Source organism: Sphingorhabdus sp. (assembly GCF_044338195.1).
In the GTDB taxonomy this organism is placed as follows: domain Bacteria; phylum Pseudomonadota; class Alphaproteobacteria; order Sphingomonadales; family Sphingomonadaceae; genus Sphingorhabdus_B.
Window position 1 is genome coordinate 83,964 of the sequence record NZ_JBIIMC010000001.1, and the last position, 18,150, is coordinate 102,113.

Consider the following 18,150-nt stretch of genomic DNA (forward strand, 5'->3'; position numbering starts at 1 on the left):
ACACGCTAGTCAGCGCAAGGCAGGCAGGCAAGGAAATTAGCGGACCAGCTTGCCGTCTTTCATGACGTGGGTCAAATTTTCCAGCACGCGGATATCCTGAAGCGGATCGCCCTTCACGGCCACCAGATCGGCAAAGCGCCCTGGCTGCACGCTTCCCAGCGTTTCTTCTTTGCCCAACAGCTCCGCTGCGCGGATGGTCGCGCTTTGAACGGCCTGCATCGGGGTCATGCCATAGCGGACCATATACGCAAATTGCTTCGCATTGCCGCCATGCGGATACACGCCGCTGTCGGTTCCATAGGCAATCTTCACGCCCATCTTCACCGCTTTGGTAAAGCCAGCGCGCTGGATATCGGTCGTCTCGCGGTTCTTGCGCAAATATTCTTCGGGCCATTTTTCGCGGGTGCCGACATCGTCAATATAATCGCCATTATAGATGTCCATGACGAGCCATGTGCCGCTGGCTTTGGCCATTTTGAGGGCTTCATCGTCGATCAGGCTGGCATGTTCGATGGAACGCACGCCCGCGCGGATGGCGCTTTTGATCCCGACGGCACCATGCGCATGTGCGGTCACAAATTTGCCCCGCGCCTTGGCTGTCGTCACTACTGCGCGCAGTTGATCCTCGGTCAATTCCGGCTCGCCGGGTTCAGTGCCAATGGCGAGCACCGCGCCCGTGGCGATGGTTTTGATGAAATCAGCGCCTTGGTCTATTAAGAACGCGGTCTTCGCAGCAGCTTCCTCCGCTGTGCCCGCAACACCCAGACGCATGTCGGCCGGAAGCTGCTCGTTGGGAACGACGCCGTTGAGTTCACCGCCGCCCATCGGGGTTGTAATATATGCGCCAGCAACAAACATGCGCGATCCAGGAACGCTGCCGGCATTGATGGCATCGCGCAATGCAACATCGGTTAGCCCGCGATAGGTGCCGACATCACGCACCGTGGTAAAGCCAGCCTCAAGCGTGAGCCGTGCATTATGGGCGCCAATCAACGCGGTTGCCGCAGGCGACGTTTTTAGCGGAAGTGCCAGATCTGCGCTTTGGCTCGCGTCGGCCAGATGGGTGTGCAAATCCATTAAACCGGGCAGGACAGTGTAAGCCGACCAATCAAGCCGTTCGCTGCCCGCTGGCGTCGCGCCACAAGGGCCGACCGCGGTGATCTTGTCTGCGGCTATGCTGATGCAGTGCCCTGTCAGGACTTGTCCGGCCTGAACATCTAACAGCCTGCCTGTTTCAATATAGAGATTTTGCGCAAATGAAGCCGTTGGCGAAACCGCCAACGCCGCCGCGAGTATCAACGCCGCGCGCATCAACCCTTTTTCGTGATGCGGGTAATTTCCCGCTCAACCATCGCTTCGACGATTGGCGGCAAATGGGTGTCGAGCCAATCCTTCAGCATGGGACGCAGCAATTCGCGGGTTAGACCCTCAAGCGAGGTTTCCCCCGACCGAACGATTTGCGGCGCTACGCCGGGTTCAGAGAGGGTTTGCAACGCTGAAAAGCTATGACGCAGGTTTTGCGCTTTGCCATCGTCGAGCAAGCGATCTTCGGAAATCACATTTTCATCGGCTGTCGTGAGTTCGAGGACTTCTTCTTCTTCTTCGCGCGCAGCAGACTTGGCGCGCTTGGTCGCTGGGCGGCCGCGGTCGTCGTCGGCGATAATGCGCTTAATCGACGACAATATTTCGTCCATTGACGGTTCGCTGCGATTGTCTGCCATAAAATTTGTCCCGCTGCGTTGGATTAGCGCGATTTTCCGCCCGTAGAAATCGGTTCTATTTCTGCTTTTTGCGCCTGCGTGTCAACGGTGCGGGTCGACTTGGCGACGGGATCGGGCTGGGAAGACCAGTCGTTCCAAGCGCCATCAACCTTTTGATATTCCGCCACAGGATCGTACAAAGTTCCGCCTTCGAGACCCAAATCACGTGCCTCTGCCTTGCCCATGGCCGCAAGCAAACTGAAGCCCGCGACATAGGCATTGCGGCGTGCCGCAACGAGCTGAACTTTGCTGTTCAACAATTCCTGTTCGGCATTCAAAATGTCGAGGATCGTCCGGTTGCCCACGCTGTTCTCGGCGCGCGTGCCTTCTAACGACAATTCGTTTGCCGACACCGCACGTTCCGAGGCGGCGATGACATCAAGCGCAGCTTTCCAGCTGGCATAGGACGCCCGTGTCTGTGCAATCGCTTCGCGCTCAGCCGCAATTTCCAGCTCCTGTGCCTGACCAAGGCGCGCCTGCGCCTGACGGATTTGCGCCGCAGGTTGGCCACCTTGATACAAAGGCAAAGTTGCGCGAACGCCCGCTTGTGCATTCAACGAACTGTTGTCTGCCTGAAACCCCGGAATATTCGACGATATGGAACGCAGGGCATTGCTGTATGATGGCGATGTAAACACGCTGATCGTGGGAAGGCGCGACGCATTGGCCGCACGGCGTTCAAACCGCGCCGCTTCACGCGATTCGCGTGCCGCAATAAGGTCAGGGTTGCTTTCCAACGCAACGCTGACGGCGCTGTCGGCGGTGGCGGGCAAATTGGGCAGCGGCGGTGGCGCCTGCAATTCACCAGGTTCGCGGCCGACAAGTTGGATGTAGATTTCTTTTGAACGAATGAGGTTGGCGCGGGCCGTTTCCAAATTGCTCGTTGCCAGCGCCAGACGTGCTTCGGACTGCGCGACATCGGTGCGCGTAAGATCGCCGATTTCAAACCGGTCGCGCGTGGCGTCCAGATTGACCGAGAGCACGCCAACTTGGGCGCGGTTCAGGTCAACAATCGATTCGTCGCGAATGACGTCCATATATGCGCCTACAACGGCCGAGAAAATGGCGCTTTCGGTGCCACGCAAATTGGCAATTCCTGCCTCGACGCGATTTTCAGCGGCGCGCACGGCGTTTCTAATGCCACCACCGGCATAAAGCGGCGCGGAAATGGTGCCGCTGATGCTGACGCCACGCGCTTGCACAACCGATGCGCCGCTGTCCTGAAGCACGTTTTCAACATAGGTCGGCTGAACTGTGATATCAGGGCGGCCATTGGCCTTCGCCAGCGGCACAGCTTCGTTTGTCGCACGCTGCCCGGCGCGCGCTGCGGTCAGATTCGGGTTGGTTTCATAGGCGGAGACCAGCGCATCGCGGAGCGTATCCGCCATCGCCGGCGCCGAACATGCTGCCGATGCGAGCAAGGCGACAGTGATGAAATGACGCGCGCTCAAAACACAAACTCCGGCTTGCGGGCAAATGCGGCTAAAGGCGCGATCTCGCTATCGGCGATTGATTTCAAAGCAATGTTTCCGTTCTGCACATATCCTTTTGCGAGGCGCGTAACGGCGCCGTCAACAATGCCAGTGACCAACCGCGCACCATCTGCGGCGAGCGTAAAGAGCGCATCTGGCAGTTCTTCAGCGGCGCCATCGATAATGATGCACGTATAAGGTGCGTTGGCGCTGGCTGCGCCGAGATTGTCGGCGGCTGTCGTGGTCAAATGCGCGCTACGTGTTTTCAATATCGCAGCGACATATCCATTGGCTTGGCCAATGAGCAGGACATTGTCGTCCGCCTGCACGTCAGCCGCCTGCAACAACAATGCGGTTGAAACCGGCGGATTTAAAGTCTGGCCATTTTCCAGCTCAAGCGAGCGGTCCATATAGGCCGTCATCTGGTGCGAAACGGGGACATAATCTTCGCGTGCGATGCTGCCCATTGCGGCAAGCACCCAGCTTTCGGTTACACCGCTTGTACGCAGCTGGCTGTCCACCATTGAACGCCGCATATCTTCAAATTTACCTGATTCCATCGGAATATTTCCATTAATCTGCTGGCCATGTGGCACAACTGTATTGCAAACACAATACAGCCTCTCGGATTGGTTCTAGCCACCCTAACCCGTCCCGCCAAGCGGGATTCAGACAAACGGCCTATTTCAGGATGCAAATAGCAACTTTTTCCATGGCTTGTGGCGCACATGGCACAGCATTCCAGATTGCCGGTTGCAATGAATTCGGCAAGCCGCTAAGTGCCCGCCTTCACCACATGGCGGCATTGCTGATTAGGCAGGTTGTTGTTTAGGGGCCCGATGGCGGAGTGGTGACGCAGAGGACTGCAAATCCTTGCACGCCGGTTCGATTCCGGCTCGGGCCTCCATTTTTTCAGATTGAACGAGACGCAACCGAGCGTGTTCTTGCGGCGGGCATGTGTTCCCGCAGTCCAAACCGCTCCAGCAGTTGGGGACGAAGCGTGCGGTATTCCGTGTTACCGCTGGCGTGGCTCAGTCGCCCCCTCTTTAGCCCGGTCCGTGACTGAAAGCCGTCTTAACGCCGGTTTATGTTGCGGGTATCAAAAGCTTGGGATCAACGCGCGCATTGTTCCATTTCATGCCCCAGTGCAGATGCGGGCCGCTTGCCCGTCCGGTCGCGCCAACACGCCCAATGACTTGCCCCTGCTTCACATAATCGCCCTCTTTTACGAGCAGTTCGGAGCAGTGTAAAAATGCGCTGTTGAGGCCCATGCCATGATCAATCATCAGCAAATGCCCCTCCAGCGTGAAGGCATCCGTGGCCGCAAGCGTCACGACACCGTCCGCAGGCGCGACAAAATATGTCCCATTTGGTGCCGCAATGTCCATGCCGCTATGATAGCTGCCGGGTATCCCGTTATAGATGCGCTGCGCACCAAATAAGCCGGACGTCCGGCCAGCCACTGGGCGAATGAATTGTTGCCGCCAGCCATTACCAAGCGTGGTTTTGGCGCGGGCGGCATTGATGCGCTCGAGCTCCGCGCCGCGTCTTGCTTCAAACTCTGCTGTTGTTTTTGCGCCGCCCGTCGGGTTGGCAGACACTTTCTCAATCCGCCAGTTGCCCGGTTTTATGGCCAAAGTGCGATCCAGCGTCCGGCCATCGGCGAATGTGGCGGTCAGGATCGCGCTGCTTTCGGCATCGCGGTCAAAACCCATCAAGAAAAAGCCGTCGGCTGTCAAAGGCAGGGCAACGCCGTTAAGCGTGACGAACCGTGCACCGCGCGGCGCACGCGCGATGACGAGACCCCCTTGTATCGCTGGCATAGACATCCAGAAATCTGTGAGGGCAGCCGACTGTTGGGTATGTGCGGGTGGTGCAGCCGCTACGCTCCATGGCTGCGCGGAGATTCCCGCGAGCGCGGCTAAGAAAATCCAGCCCGAACGCTGCAATCCATTTAACCCTTTTTCATCGTCGCGCGAACAGATGCATCCGCGCTGACATAGGGTTCCTGTTTGACAACGCTCCAATAACGCAATTCTTCCAATGGAATGGCCTGCCCCGTTTCGGCGCACACGACATGGTCGCCTGCGGTCAGCATACGAAAACTGTTTGCCATATAATGCAGGCGGGCGACTTTGTTCTTGGAAGACATCAACATTTCGACATTATGGCGCATCGATGCTGAATGGGCAATGCACGGCTTTACCCGTCAAACAAATTGCCTTGATTGACAGCAGCTTTTGCTGGTTTCGCCGGGGACATTCGCGGTGCAGGCCCGCTACTTACTTGCCCGCCGACTTCGCCATCGACAAACCGCAACGTCACGTCACCCGCTTTCACGGCGGCTTCCCGCGTCATGATGGTTTTGCCATGCGCATCAGTCACGCGCGCAAAGCCGCGCTTCAGCGGGGCTTCGGGATGCAATGTGCTTACCAGCCGCGTCAACGCATCAAGGCGCTGTTGCCCGTGTTCGGCGCGCCTTGTCAAAAGACGCGGGTGCAGCATCATTGCGGGCGCGGAAAAAGCAACTTCAGCCTTGCCCACTCTGGTCCGAAGCGATTGGCGAAGCCGTTCGGACAGGTCGTCGGTGCGTTGTTGATGCGGGACGGCAAGGTCTGACAGACGCGGCATCAGACGGCGCTGCGCCTCAAGCCGTTCAGCCGCAAGATCGACCTTTTTGCGTATCATGTTCGACATGCGCAGCCCGAATTGCCCCACGCGTTGCAGCAAATCGCTGCGCACGGGAACGGCAATTTCGGCCGCTGCAGTCGGCGTCGGCGCGCGCAAATCTGCGGCAAAGTCGCACAAAGTTGTATCGGTTTCATGCCCGACTGCCGATATGATGGGTATCGTGCAATCTGCGACGGCACGGACGACGGCCTCATCATTAAATGCCCATAGGTCCTCAATTGACCCACCGCCGCGCGCCACGATGACGAGGTCCGGGCGGCGCGTGGGGCCGTCATGGGGCATTGCGGAAAATCCATTAACCGCACGCGCGATTTGGGCGGCGGCGCCTTCCCCTTGCACCAATACGGGCCAGACGATCACATGGCTTGGAAAGCGATCCGCAAGACGGTGCAGGATGTCACGGATGACTGCGCCTGTGGGCGAGGTTACGACGCCAATCGTACGCGGCAGTGACGGCAGCTTTTTTTTGCGTTCCGGTGCGAATAAACCTTCGGCGGCGAGCCGTGCCTTCAGCTTTTCAAACAAAAGCATCATTGCGCCTTCGCCTGCGACTTCGAGACTTTCGACGACGATTTGATAGTTCGACCTGCCCGCATAGGTCGTCAATTTGCCCGTGGCGACAACCTCCAGCCCGTCTTCAGGGGCGAAGGGCAGGCGCGCCGCCCCACCTTTCCACATGACCGCGTCCAGCCGCGCATTTTCGTCTTTTAGCGAGAAATAAATATGGCCCGACGCCGCGCGTTTGAAACCAGAAATCTCCCCGCGTACGCGGACATGGCCAAACCGGTCCTCAACAGTGCGCTTCAACGCCAGCGATAACTCCGACACACTCATGGCCTGGGCATTGTCGCCGGGCCGCTCCTCGGCTAACAGGCGGGCAACTTGCGGGTCAGCATTTTCAAAGGGGTCATTTGCGGACATGAATATCTTGCTCATCGGATCGGGTGGACGCGAACATGCGCTGGCGTGGAAGCTCGCGCAATCGCCAAATTGCGATACACTCTTTGCCACGCCGGGCAATCCCGGGATTGCTGAAGAGGCGGAACTGGTTGCATTGAACATATCCGATCATGCGGCGGTCATATCCTTTTGCGCGGGGCATGATGTCGGGTTAGTCGTGGTCGGTCCAGAAGCACCGCTTGTTGCCGGCTTGGGCGATAGCCTGCGCGATGCGGGCATTCCCGTTTTCGGGCCCAATCAAAAGGCGGCACAATTGGAAGGGTCCAAGGGCTTTACCAAAGACATATGTGCCGCAGCTGGCATCCCCACAGCGGGCTATTATCGTCATGATAACAAAGCATCTGCACTATCTGGCCTCGATGCATTTCAAGCGCCTTATGTCATTAAAGCAGACGGGCTTGCTGCGGGCAAAGGCGTGATTATCGCGGAAACCCGCGCCGACGCGGAAGCCGCGATTGAAGATATGTTCGGTGGCGGTTTTGGGGACGCTGGCGCTTCCGTGGTCATTGAAGAATTTATGACCGGAGAAGAAGCGAGCTTTTTCGCACTGACCGATGGCCGCGATGTGGTCGCATTCGGGTCAGCGCAAGATCATAAGCGTGTTGGCGATGGTGATGTTGGCCCCAACACCGGCGGCATGGGTGCATATTCACCCGCAATTGTTCTGACGCCTGCGTTGCAGGCCGAAGTCATGGACCGTATCATTAAGCCCACAGTTGCGTATATGGCCGCGCATGACATGCCCTATTCGGGTGTGCTGTTCGCTGGGCTGATGCTGACCGATGAGGGGCCGAAGCTCATCGAATATAATGCGCGCTTTGGTGATCCCGAGTGCCAGGTGCTGATGACGCGTTTTGACGGCGATCTTGCGGCGTTGATGTTGGCGGTTGCGACGGGCAAGCTCTCTGAGGCGGCGGCGCCAAGCTTTTCACCCGACACGGCACTGACGGTCGTCATGGCGGCGAACGGCTATCCCGATGTACCGCAAAAGGGCGGCGCGATTGATCTGGCATTTGTGTCCGGCGCTAAAGTATTTCATGCAGGCACGGCTGAAGTGGACGGGCAATTGGTGGCCGCGGGCGGACGTGTGTTAAACGTTACCGCAACCGGGGCGAACGTCACCGACGCGCAGGCGAAGGCCTATGCAGCGGTGGATCAGGTCGTTTTCCCCGATGGCTTTTGCCGCCGCGACATTGGCTGGCGTGAGGTTGCGCGCGAAGCAGGGACCTAAGCAAATCGCGCAAATGTTGGCGCGGCGGATTAACGCTTTCACGCCCCGCAAAAATTGCGTAACCCGTTGGCGATAGTGAGGGAATTTCTGGGAGGAATATTATGTCCAACAATCTACTGATTATTATTGGCGCGGTGGCCATTATTGCCATTTTATGTTTGTGGTTGCTCGCACGTAACGGTGCGAAGAAGACAGCTGCGCAGCCGAACGACGTCGCTTCGTCAGCAGCTGCGGCACCTGTTGCGAAGGCGCCTGCTGCGCCTAAGTCGCCAGCCAAGAAAACCGCGAAAGCCAAGGTAAAGGCGCCAGCGAAAGCTGCGGCAACGAAGCCCGCGCCAGCAGCAGCTGCCAAGCCCGTTGCGGCAAAGGCGAAAACGGCGAAGGTGCCTGCCCCGAAAGCTGCACCAAAAGCTGCCCCGAAAGCTGCCCCGAAAGCTGCACCAAAAGCTGCCGCTAAAGCTGCAACGCCGAAGCCTGCTGCACCTAAGGCTGCTAAACCGAAGGCTGCAGTCGCCAAGGTCGCAGCACCCAAGCCAGCAACCAAGGCCGCAGCAAAGCCAGCAGCAAAGCCTGTAGCAAAGCCAGCAGCAAAGCCTGTCGCCGCAAAAGCAAAGGCCGCGCCTGCGCCTAAGCCTGCGCCGAAAGCTGCAGCGCCGAAGGTGAAGGCAGAAGTCGCACCCAAGCCCAAGGTCGCCAAACCAGCGGCCAAGGCTAAGGTATCAGTCCCTGACAATCTCGAATTGTTGAAGGGCCTTGGTCCGAAAGTGAATGCTATGCTCAAGGGATTGGGCGTAACCAGCTTTGCCCAAGTGGCGAGTTGGACGGCCGCTGATGTTGCGGAAATTGATGGCAAGCTTGGCGCATTTGCGGGCCGCATCAGCCGCGACAACTGGATTGATCAGGCCAAGTATCTTGAGGCAGGCGATGTCGCCGGTTTTGAAAAGAAATATGGCGCGCTGGGTGGCGACGCCGCCAAAGGCTGACCTGATTATTTCTTAATGCGTTTTGGCCTTGGCTGAAGGTCGCCGCCACAATTGGGGCAGCGGCCATTCAGCGGGCCATGCACGCAGGGTGCGCAAAAGGTGCATTCATAGCTGCAAATCATCGCGTCGCCACTGTCCATCGGCAGTGGCGATGTGCATCGTTCGCATGTGTCCCGCATTTCCAGCATCTTATCTTCCTTATCGTCCAACCCGTTGCAGCCCCGTGCCGTGCATCTTTAACCATTGGTCCGCGGCCTTGCGGTTGCCTTCAAAGAGGACATCAAGCCAAGCGTAGAAATCGGGGCTGTGGTTCATATGCCGCATATGCGCGACCTCATGGGCGATGACCGAACGGCGCACAGATGCCGGCGCCATGATCAGCCGCCAGCTGAGCGAAATGGTCCCCCGGCTGGAACAGCTGCCCCACCGGCTGCGGGGGTCGCCCAGCGACAAGCGTGGGACGGGTTCCCCGGCTTTGTCGCAATAATGTGCGATTTCTTTGGTGAAAATCCGCCGTGCCTCGCCCTTGAGCCACCGCAAGATGCGGGCTTCGACCGATTCCCTTGGACCACCCAAACGCAGCATGCCTTCGCCGCAGCGAATGCTGCGCGGCCATTCTTCGCGCCATTCAATCAGGTGACTTTCACCTTCAACAGCGATTTCGCTGCCAGGGGCAATGGGGGCAATGTCAGGCGCGCTGTTTAACCGGGTGGCGATCCATTCGCGTTTCTTTTCGACAAAATCGAGCGCCACATTTGTCGGCGTATAATGCGGCATCGTTATCCGGATTTCGCGTTTTATGGCATCGGCGCGCATCGAAATGCGCTTTGCCCGCGGGTTGCGGCGAATGCGCACGGGTACGCTTTCCCCTTCTATGACCACTTCAGGATCAGAGAGGCTGTTCGACAATATGGTTTTCAAGCGGCCCAGCATGCAGTTCCGATATAGCCCGACCTTTGACCGACATGCCAGCGTCATGAATCGTCTGGCGGCTTCCACTCACCAGATAATGCCATTCGGGAAGCGGCTTGCCCGCCGCGCGCAGGACATAGGCGCAGGTAGACGGTAGCCAGACATAGTCTTCAATCTTGTCCGCGGTCAGCCGAAGACATTCGGGCACAATCGCTCGGCGTCCGCGATAGTCCGCACATTGGCATGTCTGCAGATCCAGCAATTTGCAGGCGACATTGGTGGGGTAGATGCGGCCGGTATCTTCGTCTTCCACCTTGTTGAGACAGCATTTCCCACAACCATCGCACAATGCCTCCCATTGTGCGCGGTCGAGGCTCTCTATCGGAGCTTCCCAAAAAGGCGCTTCGTTCAAATCAGCGCACCCACTTTGCCAATTCCGCCTCAACCAAATTAGGCGCGCCTTCATTGGCGTCGGTATTGGGAACGTCGGCGGGCATAAGCGCCAAAGGCTTGCCATCGGGGCCCATCAAATAAGGTGTCTGGCTGTGGCTCATCAGATAGCTTTCGGGTGAGGACCCTTCGACACGGCTGGTGTAAATCGCAAATTTCTTTGCTGCGTCCGCAATTTCGGCCTCCGTTCCGGTGAGCCCAATCGCGCGCGGATGAAATGCGCTAACGAATTGCTTCAGCACCTCTGGCGTGTCGCGCAGGGGATCAACGGTGATGAAAATCGGCTGAATCTTTGCGCCAAGCTCGGGATGGCTTTTCTCATAAGCCTTTAACCCAGCCATTAGATTCTGCATATCGGGCGTGCAGATATCGGGGCAGTTGGTGTATCCGAAATAGACGATGCGATATGCGCCGTCGAATTCCTTGAAGGTCCGCTTTTTGCCATTTTGATCGGTCAGCGCAAAATCCCCGCCAATGGTTGCACCGGCCAGCGGCGCTTCGCTCAATGGGGGTTGTGCGGGGGGTGAATCACATGCCGACAGCAAAAGCGCGGCACAGAGCGTGAAAATCAGTTTTTTGTTCATAGCGGGGCCAGACATGGTCTGCTAAAGACCAGTTATCAAGTATGTTGGAAATTTAAATGGGGCATCGTTTGTTGAAAAAGCCGTTTTTTCTCGCTTTGGCCGCAGGGCTGATTTTGCCGGTAGCCGCTGGCGTTGTTGCGCCTGCTGCACAAGCCCAGTTTTCAGACAGCTATAATTTTTTGAAAGCCGTGCGCGACCGTAAGGGCGATGAGGCGGAAAAATTTCTGGCCGCGCCGGGCACGGTGATTATCAACACGCGCGACAATTCAACCGGCGAAACTGCGCTGCACATTGTCATTCAACGCCGTGACGCGTCTTGGCTTGGGTATCTTTTACAAAAAGGTGCAAACCCCAATTTGGCAGATAAAAAGGGTACGACGCCTTTGATGCTCGCCACGCAATTGGGCTTCATCGATGGCATTGATTGGCTTGCCCGGAAAAAGGCGCAGATTGACCAGACCAATCGCGCTGGAGAGACCGCGCTGATTCTGGCGGTGCAATTGCGCAATGCTGAAGCGGTGCGCATGCTTTTGAAAGCGGGTGCAAATCCGGACAAGAAGGATAGCCGGGCGGGATATTCTGCACGCGATTATGCGCTTCAGGACGGACGGGCGAATGCCATTGTCGCGATCATCGAAAATAACGGCAAAACCGATGCGGCAAAGAAACCTGCCGAGTTGGACTTTTCGGGCATATCTGAACCGAAATAAGGCCCGTTGGCGCGCCGCGCGCTGGACGGATTATCCGGGGATAAACTTCATCGCGACGCCATTCATGCAATAGCGTTTGCCCGTTGGCTTTGGGCCATCGTTAAATACATGGCCAATATGCCCGCCGCAGCGCGCGCAATGCACTTCGGTGCGTGGCAAGCCGATTTTATAATCGGTTTTGGTGCCTATGCCACCGGCCAGCGGCGCGTAGAAACTTGGCCAACCCGTTCCGCTTTCAAACTTGGTAGCCGACGCAAACAGCCGCTGGTTACAGCCGGCGCAGACAAATATGCCCTTGCGCTTTTCGCCGTTGAGCGGGCTCGTATAAGGCCGTTCGGTATCTTCGCGGCGCAACACGCGGTAGGCAGCAGGCGACAAGCGCTTTTTCCATTCAGCGTCGCTATATGTTACCGCATAGCGCGTTTTCGCGGTCGCACTTTTGCCGCAGCCAAAGACAAATACCGCGGCCCCTGCACTTGCGAGTGACAGAAATGTGCGTTTGCTCAGCTGCATGACATGTTCCTTTGGGCGCTCCGGCTATACATATACCGGAAACGTCCCAAAGCTTTCATATCAATAGCGCGACAGTTCTACATCCATCTTGCGATAGCCATGGACGAAGCAGCCCGCCACGCGCTCGGGCTCGGCCACCACATTTGGTCGCAGGCGGCGCACTGCCATTTCTTCCAGCAAGATACGGATTTGCAATTCCGCCAATCGCGCGCCGACGCAACGGTGGATGCCATATCCGAAGGCCAAATGGCGACGGGCGTTCTCACGATCGACAATCAACTTATCGGGATTATCGAACACCGTCTCATCACGGTTGGCCGACAGATACCACATGCCAATCTTGTCGCCGGCCTTAATGGGGGCACCGAACAAATCATGGTCCTGCAGGGCGGTACGCCGCATATGCGCTAAAGGCGTCTGCCAACGAATGATTTCGCTCACCGCGTTGGTGATGAACTGAGGATTCTTCTCCAGCTTTTCGCGCTCGTCGGGGAAGCTGTTCAGTCCATAGGCATAACCGGACATCGAATTGCGGGTCGTGTCGTTTCCGCCCACGATGAGCAGAATGAGGTTACCCATATATTCAAACTGGCTCATGTCCTTCATCGGCGAATGGATCATGCGGCTGATAAGGTCGGGCGCTTCGCCGCGATTTTTGCGCTCGTCCCACAGACCCTGGAAATAGGCACCCATTTCAAACATTTTGGCAAGTCGCGCCTGACGTGTGTCTTCGGAACGGACGAGTTCGATGTCTCCCGCCCAATCGGACCATTCGGTCAACTTGCGGCGGTCTTCCCACGGGAAATCAAAAAGCAGCGCCAGCATCTGCGTGGTCAGTTCGATGGATACCAAGTCGACCCAATCAAACGCTTTGCCCACCGGAAGCGAGTCCAAAAGCTCGCCCGTGCGGCGGCGGATATCGCCCGACATGCGGTCCATTTCGCCCGGTGTGAACGCCGGTGCGATGACGCGGCGTTCTTCGGTGTGCTTGGGCCGGTCCATCGCAATGAACATCGGCATGATGATTCTTTGATCTTCGGGGATTGGCTCGGCGAGCGCATTGTCGTCGATTAAGGTGATGCCGCCATGTTCGAATGACGATGAATAAATGTCGGGAAGCGCTTCGACATGTTGAATGGCTTTGAGCGTCGTAACATTCCAATAGCTGCCGAAATCGGAGCCCTCAATCTTGTTGATCGGCGCTTTTTCGCGCATCTCTTTAAAGATGGGATGCCAGCGATCCTCCGCATAAATATTGGGCTTGGTGACGTCCCAATGATGTGGTGCCTGGTTCACTTCCCAAGGCAGCGAATCGCTTTCAATTAGGGGGGCAGTTGCCATTATTATCGACTCCTCTCGGCACCGAAACTGCCACTACTGACAGAAATGTCAATCCAGTTTCGAACCGCAACCTATTAAAGGTGATTATGCGTTCACCCCGGCATTTTGATGAAGCCGAACAACCGGCGCGCACCGTCATCCTTGGCGCGGCCGGCACTGCCTGATTTCATGACGTTTTTCTTGAAAAGATACACGCCCAGTCGCAGCAACAATATCGCAAACAAGGCCTGGCCGATAATCGCGACGGCGTGATGCCACATAGTCGGTTCAAGCGCGGCGCGTCCAATCATCGCAAAGGGCGAACTAAACGGGAAAATGGCAGCAAATTGCTCGATCGTTTCACCTGTTTTGGTCAGGGCATAAGATGCGAAGAAGAAATTGATCAGCTGCGCCATGGTGACGGGCATGGAAATGGTCTGCACCTCACGCACCGTAGCCGCCATTGCCCCTATCCCGAGGAAAAGCGCGCCGAGCATGAGATAGGCCATGATGAAATAGGCGAAGCACAGGCCAATGAACATGGGCCAGCCAACCGCCGGCATGGGGAAATTTGGCAAATCCGGCCCAATCGCGGCGAAACCAATCAGCCCAACGGTTGTCCAGACGGATATACCCAGCAACGCCATGCCGAGCATCGCAAACAATTTGCCCAGGAACACCGATTCCATGGGAATCGAGGCGGCGAGAATTTCGATAATCTTGTTCGATTTCTCTTCTACCAGATTGGATAGCACCATGCCCGCAAGCAAAATGGTCAGGAAGAAAATGAGAAATTGTCCACCCTGCGCAGTGACCGTGCGCAGCGTCTTGTCGTTGTTAGCGGACTCGACAACAATATCGGGTGTCGAACGCGGCAACGACATCGTGCCGCCGCTCTGGGCATAGCCTGCCAATAGTTCAATGTCGGCGCGCTCGCGTGTGATAGCGTTGGCTGTGCCGGTTATCACGGGTTTCGCCAGCGTGCCGGTGACGACAACGCTGAGATTGTCACTCTTTTTTGCAAGATAGCTTTGCGGCGCTTTTTGATCCGCAGCAGGATCGCCCACGACGACCATGCGGGCGAAATATCTGTCCCCCAATGTCTTCGATAGCGACTCGCGGGCGGACAGGATTTTCCCGGCCTCCTCTTTGGCCAAGGCAATGCCAACAACGGGTTGCGACACGTCTTTGGCGATTTGCTCACCCAAATTACCCGCCGCAAATCCGACAAGCACAGGGAAGAAAGGACCAAGCAGGAAGAAGATAAAGGCCTTGGAATAGATGATCGCCGTAAAATCCCGGCGGGCAATGACGAAGGCTGCGCGGATGATTTCCTTCATTTTGCTTCTCCCACATCAGCGTCATCCATCTCGGCGGCGACGGCTTCACCCGCGATGGCCACGAACGCATCGTGCAACCCCGGCCTTTCAATCGACAGCGATTTGACGCCAGCCTTGCCCTCGACCAGCGCCGTCAGCAGCGGCTCCACCCCGGTTTCGGGCAAGGTGAAATGCCACCAATGCCCTTCTGATTTGGTTTCAAGGGGCAGCGCCGATCGCCATGGTCCGTCCAACGTTTCGGTTTCCAGATGCACCTGCGGCCGCAAGCGGTCACGCGCTTCGGATACCAGTCCGTCGAAACTGATTTTACCCTTGGCGATAATGGCGATGCGTTCGCACAATCGTTCGGCATGCGCGATGACATGGGTGGAAAAAATCACCGTCACACCCTTGGCGGCTTGCGCGCGGATCATCTTTTCAAGCTTGGCCTGATTGAGCGCATCCAGCCCCGAAAAAGGTTCATCAAGTACGATCAGCTTTGGGTCGTGGACGATTGTGCCCATCAGTTGCACCGTTTGGGCCATCCCCTTGGAAAGCTGCCTAATCTGGCGGTCGGCGGCATATCCAAGGCCAGCTTCTTCGAGCAAGGCCCGCCCTTTTTTCGCGCCCTCTTTCAACGATAGTCCGCGCAGCGCGCCCATGAACGCAATGGTGTCGACTGCGCGCATCGATTGATACAGGCCGCGTTCTTCGGGCAAATATCCGACATTGCGGGACTGTGTTATCGGGCGGTCCGAACCCAGCAGGCTGCGCGTTCCGGCATCAGGATCAATGATGCCAAGTAAGGTGCGCAACATGGTTGTCTTGCCAGCACCATTCGGGCCCAAAATGCCAAAAATGCTGCCCTCCGGAATTTTCAGGTCGACCCCGTCGACAGCATGAAAGCCATCGAATTGCTTTACGAGTCCCTTTGCCTCTATTGCGTACATATGAAATTGCCCCGGAGAGATATTCGGTGCTGAATAAGGTTGGTGCGTGAAAAGAAACAACACAAATATAGTTAATGATCTGCAGGCCAAAGCGCAGAGTGAGGGCTTTGTCGCCTTTGGCATTGCGCCGGGTCACCTTGCACCACGCGCGGGGCAGCGGCTGCGCCAATGGATCGATGAAGGCCGCCATGGCGACATGTTGTGGATGGAAAGCCGCGTCGATGAGCGTGCCAATCCCGATATTTTATGGCCCGACGTAAAATCCGTGATCATGCTGGGGATGAGCTATGCGCCGCCGCATGACCCCATGGCGCTTGCCGGCGATGACACAAAGGCGCGGATATCGGTCTATGCGCAAGGACGCGACTATCATGATGTCGTAAAAGGCGCGCTCAAGCGGCTCGCAAGTTGGCTGGCCCACTCGGCAGAGGTCGGGGTCAAAGTGTTCGTCGATACCGCGCCGGTGATGGAAAAGGCACTGGCTGAGGTGGCGGGACTTGGCTGGCAAGGCAAGCACAGCAATATCGTCAGCAAAGAACATGGCAGTTGGCTGTTCCTTGGCGCGATTTATACGACGGCAGAGCTCGCGCCGTCGGTTCCCGCGACCGACACATGCGGTTCGTGCCGGGCATGCCAAGACATCTGCCCAACCAATGCCTTCCCCGCGCCATACCAAGTCGATGCCCGCCGATGTATTTCCTATCTCACCATTGAGCATAAGGGCCCCATCGACCCCGAACTGCGCCCATTGATGGGCAATCACATTTACGGTTGCGATGATTGTCTGGCGGTTTGTCCGTGGAACAAATTTGCCGAGACTGCTGCGGCACATAAGGCATTTTTGCCTCGCGAAGCGTTGGTCGCGCCGCGCATTGCGGACCTTTTGGCTTTGGATGATGCGCAATTTCGTCAGCTGTTTTCCGGATCACCCATCAAGCGCATTGGCCGCGACCGCTTTGTGCGCAATGTGTTGATCGCGGCTGGAAATGGCCGTGACCTCGGCGTGTTACCTTTGGTCGAGATGCTCATGGATGACGCGTCTCCGGTCGTCCGCGGTGCCGCGATCTGGGCGATGTCGCGGCTGTCGCCGGAGATATTTCAACGTGAAAAGCAGGCGCGGTTTGCGGGCGAACTGGACCCGTCGGTTCGTGCCGAATGGACGCTTATTTAATCAGCGGCGTTGCAAGGCATCAATGCAGGATGCGCGATCGACCGCAGCGCCATCACTGCGTCGTGCGTCGACATAAGTCACGATTTCGGTCCGGCCCTTGCCGTCGGGATAGAGAAACACATCAAGCACGCAGGCTTTGCCGACAAATTGCAGCTTGCGGCCATGAACCTCAACCACATCAAGCCGCGGTTCGCCAAAAAGGCGTTTCAACGTGGCAACATCCTTGCCCATGACCGCCTCTAGGCCCCTTGGTCCCGTGGCAGGGCGAACGGGAGTGGGCGGCGCAGTGTGCTGTACAGGTGCTGGCTGGCGTGTTTGCGCGTGTGCAGGCGGCGCAAATACACAGCCTGCCAAAATCAACGCGATCGCGCATGCGGTGATGGTTTGTTTCATATCGCTCTGTTTCCTGAATGGACGACGTGCACAGCCATTGCGGTCGCAAGCACGGGCGCCAGCAGGTTGAAAAACGGAATCAGCATGCCAATAGTGCCAACGAAACCCAGCAAGAGGCGCGGCAGTTTATGGATGCTGCCTTGTGATGCGCCATGGCGGGCAATCAGCATATCTTCCAAATCCTTGCCCAAAAGGAGCGCGTTGAGGAGCATGAAGGCGATCGCCGTTCCGATGCCCGTCACCAGCAACACAATATACAGCGGCAATGCGAGGAGGTTGTACCCAACTACGCGCGCTATTGATCGCACCGCCATATGCACGCCAGCGCCTACGCCCGGACGCTTTCCAAACGCGGCTTTCTGGGGATAATATCGGTCTTCAACCGCATCGATAATATCGTCGGCAAAGATCCATGTGATTGCGACGGCGACCACCCGGAAAAGCAGAAAAGCCGAAATCGGGATGATAGCCAGCGACAGCAAGGCCGACAGATATGCGCCGTTTTGAATGTTGAGCCACGCAAAAAACCAGTCGAGCGCAAACCACATGCCGACGCCCAATAAAAGGAAGCTGGCAAAGGTGCACAACACCACTTTGATGAGCAGCATTGCCACGCGCCTGTCCGAAAGGCTTTGGAATGAAAGCTGTAGCGCTTGTATCATGTCGCGCTTCTAAAGCGCTTGCCCGAAATGTCCAACCCCAGTAGGGCGCGGCGAGCTTACATATAGGAA

Annotated in this window: 21 protein-coding genes and 1 tRNA gene; 5 read left to right on the forward strand and 17 right to left on the reverse strand. The window is 57.1% G+C overall.

The genetic code is table 11. The features are described from left to right. Nucleotides 1–36: 36 nt before the first annotated feature. From ACIQZK_RS00365 to ACIQZK_RS00380, 4 genes are read right to left on the reverse strand one after another with little or no spacing between them, the layout of a single operon-like run. A complete protein-coding gene (locus ACIQZK_RS00365) occupies nucleotides 37–1,311 on the reverse strand; it encodes an amidohydrolase family protein (protein WP_397574397.1) in 1,275 nt (424 codons plus the stop codon). Further along, nucleotides 1,311–1,721 carry a DUF2497 domain-containing protein gene (locus tag ACIQZK_RS00370; protein WP_397574398.1) on the reverse strand — a complete coding sequence of 137 codons (411 nt, stop codon included), beginning with the start codon at nucleotides 1,719–1,721 and terminating at the stop codon, nucleotides 1,311–1,313. Before ACIQZK_RS00370 ends, ACIQZK_RS00365 begins: the two co-directional genes overlap by 1 nt. A gap of 23 nt (nucleotides 1,722–1,744) precedes the next feature. Next, nucleotides 1,745–3,148, reverse strand: coding sequence for a TolC family outer membrane protein (locus ACIQZK_RS00375; RefSeq protein ID WP_397574453.1), 1,404 nt, complete (start codon nucleotides 3,146–3,148; stop codon nucleotides 1,745–1,747). A gap of 59 nt (nucleotides 3,149–3,207) precedes the next feature. Further along, nucleotides 3,208–3,792, reverse strand: coding sequence for a protein-L-isoaspartate O-methyltransferase (locus ACIQZK_RS00380; protein ID WP_397574399.1), 585 nt, complete (start codon nucleotides 3,790–3,792; stop codon nucleotides 3,208–3,210). Nucleotides 3,793–4,065: 273 nt separating this feature from the next. Between ACIQZK_RS00380 and ACIQZK_RS00385 the strand changes: the two genes are divergently transcribed. Next, a tRNA-Cys gene (locus ACIQZK_RS00385) sits at nucleotides 4,066–4,139 on the forward strand. A 178-nt stretch (nucleotides 4,140–4,317) separates the two neighbouring features. On the opposite strand, the gene ACIQZK_RS00390 is transcribed toward ACIQZK_RS00385, so the two are convergent. The 3 genes from ACIQZK_RS00390 to xseA all read right to left on the reverse strand — a co-directional run bounded on the left by ACIQZK_RS00390 (nucleotide 4,318) and on the right by xseA (nucleotide 6,844). Continuing rightward, nucleotides 4,318–5,055: a M23 family metallopeptidase gene (locus ACIQZK_RS00390; protein WP_397574400.1), complete on the reverse strand. Its 738-nt coding sequence runs from the start codon at nucleotides 5,053–5,055 to the stop codon at nucleotides 4,318–4,320. 131 nt (nucleotides 5,056–5,186) lie between these two features. Beyond that, nucleotides 5,187–5,390, reverse strand: coding sequence for a DUF2093 domain-containing protein (locus ACIQZK_RS00395; RefSeq protein ID WP_183941503.1), 204 nt, complete (start codon nucleotides 5,388–5,390; stop codon nucleotides 5,187–5,189). Nucleotides 5,391–5,434: 44 nt separating this feature from the next. Then, complete coding sequence (gene xseA / locus ACIQZK_RS00400) at nucleotides 5,435–6,844, reverse strand: exodeoxyribonuclease VII large subunit (protein ID WP_397574401.1); 1,410 nt, start codon at nucleotides 6,842–6,844, stop codon at nucleotides 5,435–5,437. Between xseA and purD the strand changes: the two genes are divergently transcribed. Further along, nucleotides 6,843–8,114: a phosphoribosylamine--glycine ligase gene (gene purD, locus ACIQZK_RS00405; RefSeq protein WP_397574402.1), complete on the forward strand. Its 1,272-nt coding sequence runs from the start codon at nucleotides 6,843–6,845 to the stop codon at nucleotides 8,112–8,114. The genes xseA and purD overlap by 2 nt on opposite strands. A 101-nt stretch (nucleotides 8,115–8,215) precedes the next feature. After that, the gene (locus ACIQZK_RS00410) at nucleotides 8,216–9,097 is read left to right on the forward strand and encodes a hypothetical protein (protein WP_397574403.1); all 882 of its coding nucleotides are present in this window, start codon (nucleotides 8,216–8,218) and stop codon (nucleotides 9,095–9,097) included. Nucleotides 9,098–9,102: 5 nt separating this feature from the next. Here the strand turns inward: ACIQZK_RS00410 and ACIQZK_RS00415 are convergent, their stop codons facing one another. From ACIQZK_RS00415 to ACIQZK_RS00430, 4 genes are read right to left on the reverse strand one after another with little or no spacing between them, the layout of a single operon-like run. After that, nucleotides 9,103–9,285: a DUF1272 domain-containing protein gene (locus ACIQZK_RS00415; protein ID WP_395634400.1), complete on the reverse strand. Its 183-nt coding sequence runs from the start codon at nucleotides 9,283–9,285 to the stop codon at nucleotides 9,103–9,105. A 10-nt stretch (nucleotides 9,286–9,295) separates the two neighbouring features. After that, a complete protein-coding gene (locus ACIQZK_RS00420; protein ID WP_397574404.1) occupies nucleotides 9,296–10,075 on the reverse strand; it encodes a M48 family metallopeptidase in 780 nt (259 codons plus the stop codon). After that, complete coding sequence (locus ACIQZK_RS00425; protein WP_397574405.1) at nucleotides 9,987–10,421, reverse strand: YcgN family cysteine cluster protein; 435 nt, start codon at nucleotides 10,419–10,421, stop codon at nucleotides 9,987–9,989. The genes ACIQZK_RS00420 and ACIQZK_RS00425 overlap by 89 nt, the downstream gene beginning before the upstream one ends. Nucleotide 10,422: 1 nt before the next feature. Further along, on the reverse strand, nucleotides 10,423–11,058 hold the full coding sequence (locus ACIQZK_RS00430) for an SCO family protein (protein WP_397574406.1): 636 nt from the start codon (nucleotides 11,056–11,058) through the stop codon (nucleotides 10,423–10,425). 41 nt (nucleotides 11,059–11,099) lie between these two features. On the opposite strand from ACIQZK_RS00430, the gene ACIQZK_RS00435 reads away from it, so the two are divergent. After that, on the forward strand, nucleotides 11,100–11,753 hold the full coding sequence (locus ACIQZK_RS00435) for an ankyrin repeat domain-containing protein (RefSeq protein ID WP_397574407.1): 654 nt from the start codon (nucleotides 11,100–11,102) through the stop codon (nucleotides 11,751–11,753). A gap of 30 nt (nucleotides 11,754–11,783) precedes the next feature. On the opposite strand, the gene msrB is transcribed toward ACIQZK_RS00435, so the two are convergent. The 4 genes from msrB to ACIQZK_RS00455 form a co-directional block, all read right to left on the reverse strand. Then, entirely contained in the window at nucleotides 11,784–12,266 is a 483-nt protein-coding gene (msrB, locus tag ACIQZK_RS00440) for a peptide-methionine (R)-S-oxide reductase MsrB (RefSeq protein ID WP_397574408.1), read from the reverse strand. A gap of 60 nt (nucleotides 12,267–12,326) precedes the next feature. Then, the gene (locus tag ACIQZK_RS00445) at nucleotides 12,327–13,607 is read right to left on the reverse strand and encodes a cytochrome P450 (RefSeq protein WP_397574409.1); all 1,281 of its coding nucleotides are present in this window, start codon (nucleotides 13,605–13,607) and stop codon (nucleotides 12,327–12,329) included. A 92-nt stretch (nucleotides 13,608–13,699) separates the two neighbouring features. Continuing rightward, a complete protein-coding gene (locus ACIQZK_RS00450; RefSeq protein ID WP_397574410.1) occupies nucleotides 13,700–14,926 on the reverse strand; it encodes an ABC transporter permease in 1,227 nt (408 codons plus the stop codon). Next, nucleotides 14,923–15,855 (reverse strand): ABC transporter ATP-binding protein, encoded by a 933-nt coding sequence (locus tag ACIQZK_RS00455; protein WP_395634392.1) that lies wholly within the window; start codon nucleotides 15,853–15,855, stop codon nucleotides 14,923–14,925. Before ACIQZK_RS00455 ends, ACIQZK_RS00450 begins: the two co-directional genes overlap by 4 nt. 46 nt (nucleotides 15,856–15,901) lie before the next feature. Between ACIQZK_RS00455 and queG the strand changes: the two genes are divergently transcribed. Continuing rightward, the gene (gene queG / locus ACIQZK_RS00460; RefSeq protein WP_397574411.1) at nucleotides 15,902–17,026 is read left to right on the forward strand and encodes a tRNA epoxyqueuosine(34) reductase QueG; all 1,125 of its coding nucleotides are present in this window, start codon (nucleotides 15,902–15,904) and stop codon (nucleotides 17,024–17,026) included. Here queG and ACIQZK_RS00465 read toward each other — a convergent pair whose 3' ends face one another. After that, a complete protein-coding gene (locus ACIQZK_RS00465; RefSeq protein WP_397574412.1) occupies nucleotides 17,027–17,419 on the reverse strand; it encodes a hypothetical protein in 393 nt (130 codons plus the stop codon). Continuing rightward, complete coding sequence (locus tag ACIQZK_RS00470) at nucleotides 17,416–18,081, reverse strand: EI24 domain-containing protein (protein WP_397574413.1); 666 nt, start codon at nucleotides 18,079–18,081, stop codon at nucleotides 17,416–17,418. Before ACIQZK_RS00470 ends, ACIQZK_RS00465 begins: the two co-directional genes overlap by 4 nt. Nucleotides 18,082–18,150: the final 69 nt, after the last annotated feature.

What these genes read in the sequence shown, in the direction of transcription:
- ACIQZK_RS00465 (WP_397574412.1), bottom strand. Translation starts at nt 17,419, where the DNA reads ATGAAACAAACCATCACCGCATGCGCGATCGCGTTGATTTTGGCAGGC.
- ACIQZK_RS00450 (WP_397574410.1), bottom strand. Translation starts at nt 14,926, where the DNA reads ATGAAGGAAATCATCCGCGCAGCCTTCGTCATTGCCCGCCGGGATTTT.
- ACIQZK_RS00380 (WP_397574399.1), bottom strand. Translation starts at nt 3,792, where the DNA reads ATGGAATCAGGTAAATTTGAAGATATGCGGCGTTCAATGGTGGACAGC.
- ACIQZK_RS00395 (WP_183941503.1), bottom strand. Translation starts at nt 5,390, where the DNA reads ATGTTGATGTCTTCCAAGAACAAAGTCGCCCGCCTGCATTATATGGCA.
- ACIQZK_RS00415 (WP_395634400.1), bottom strand. Translation starts at nt 9,285, where the DNA reads ATGCTGGAAATGCGGGACACATGCGAACGATGCACATCGCCACTGCCG.
- ACIQZK_RS00365 (WP_397574397.1), bottom strand. Translation starts at nt 1,311, where the DNA reads ATGCGCGCGGCGTTGATACTCGCGGCGGCGTTGGCGGTTTCGCCAACG.
- ACIQZK_RS00375 (WP_397574453.1), bottom strand. Translation starts at nt 3,148, where the DNA reads ATGGCGGATACGCTCCGCGATGCGCTGGTCTCCGCCTATGAAACCAAC.
- ACIQZK_RS00390 (WP_397574400.1), bottom strand. Translation starts at nt 5,055, where the DNA reads ATGCCAGCGATACAAGGGGGTCTCGTCATCGCGCGTGCGCCGCGCGGT.
- ACIQZK_RS00420 (WP_397574404.1), bottom strand. Translation starts at nt 10,075, where the DNA reads ATGACGCTGGCATGTCGGTCAAAGGTCGGGCTATATCGGAACTGCATG.
- ACIQZK_RS00470 (WP_397574413.1), bottom strand. Translation starts at nt 18,081, where the DNA reads ATGATACAAGCGCTACAGCTTTCATTCCAAAGCCTTTCGGACAGGCGC.
- ACIQZK_RS00370 (WP_397574398.1), bottom strand. Translation starts at nt 1,721, where the DNA reads ATGGCAGACAATCGCAGCGAACCGTCAATGGACGAAATATTGTCGTCG.
- msrB (WP_397574408.1), bottom strand. Translation starts at nt 12,266, where the DNA reads ATGCAGCTGAGCAAACGCACATTTCTGTCACTCGCAAGTGCAGGGGCC.
- ACIQZK_RS00435 (WP_397574407.1), top strand. Translation starts at nt 11,100, where the DNA reads ATGGGGCATCGTTTGTTGAAAAAGCCGTTTTTTCTCGCTTTGGCCGCA.
- ACIQZK_RS00445 (WP_397574409.1), bottom strand. Translation starts at nt 13,607, where the DNA reads ATGGCAACTGCCCCCCTAATTGAAAGCGATTCGCTGCCTTGGGAAGTG.
- ACIQZK_RS00410 (WP_397574403.1), top strand. Translation starts at nt 8,216, where the DNA reads ATGTCCAACAATCTACTGATTATTATTGGCGCGGTGGCCATTATTGCC.
- purD (WP_397574402.1), top strand. Translation starts at nt 6,843, where the DNA reads ATGAATATCTTGCTCATCGGATCGGGTGGACGCGAACATGCGCTGGCG.
- ACIQZK_RS00430 (WP_397574406.1), bottom strand. Translation starts at nt 11,058, where the DNA reads ATGTCTGGCCCCGCTATGAACAAAAAACTGATTTTCACGCTCTGTGCC.
- ACIQZK_RS00455 (WP_395634392.1), bottom strand. Translation starts at nt 15,855, where the DNA reads ATGTACGCAATAGAGGCAAAGGGACTCGTAAAGCAATTCGATGGCTTT.
- xseA (WP_397574401.1), bottom strand. Translation starts at nt 6,844, where the DNA reads ATGTCCGCAAATGACCCCTTTGAAAATGCTGACCCGCAAGTTGCCCGC.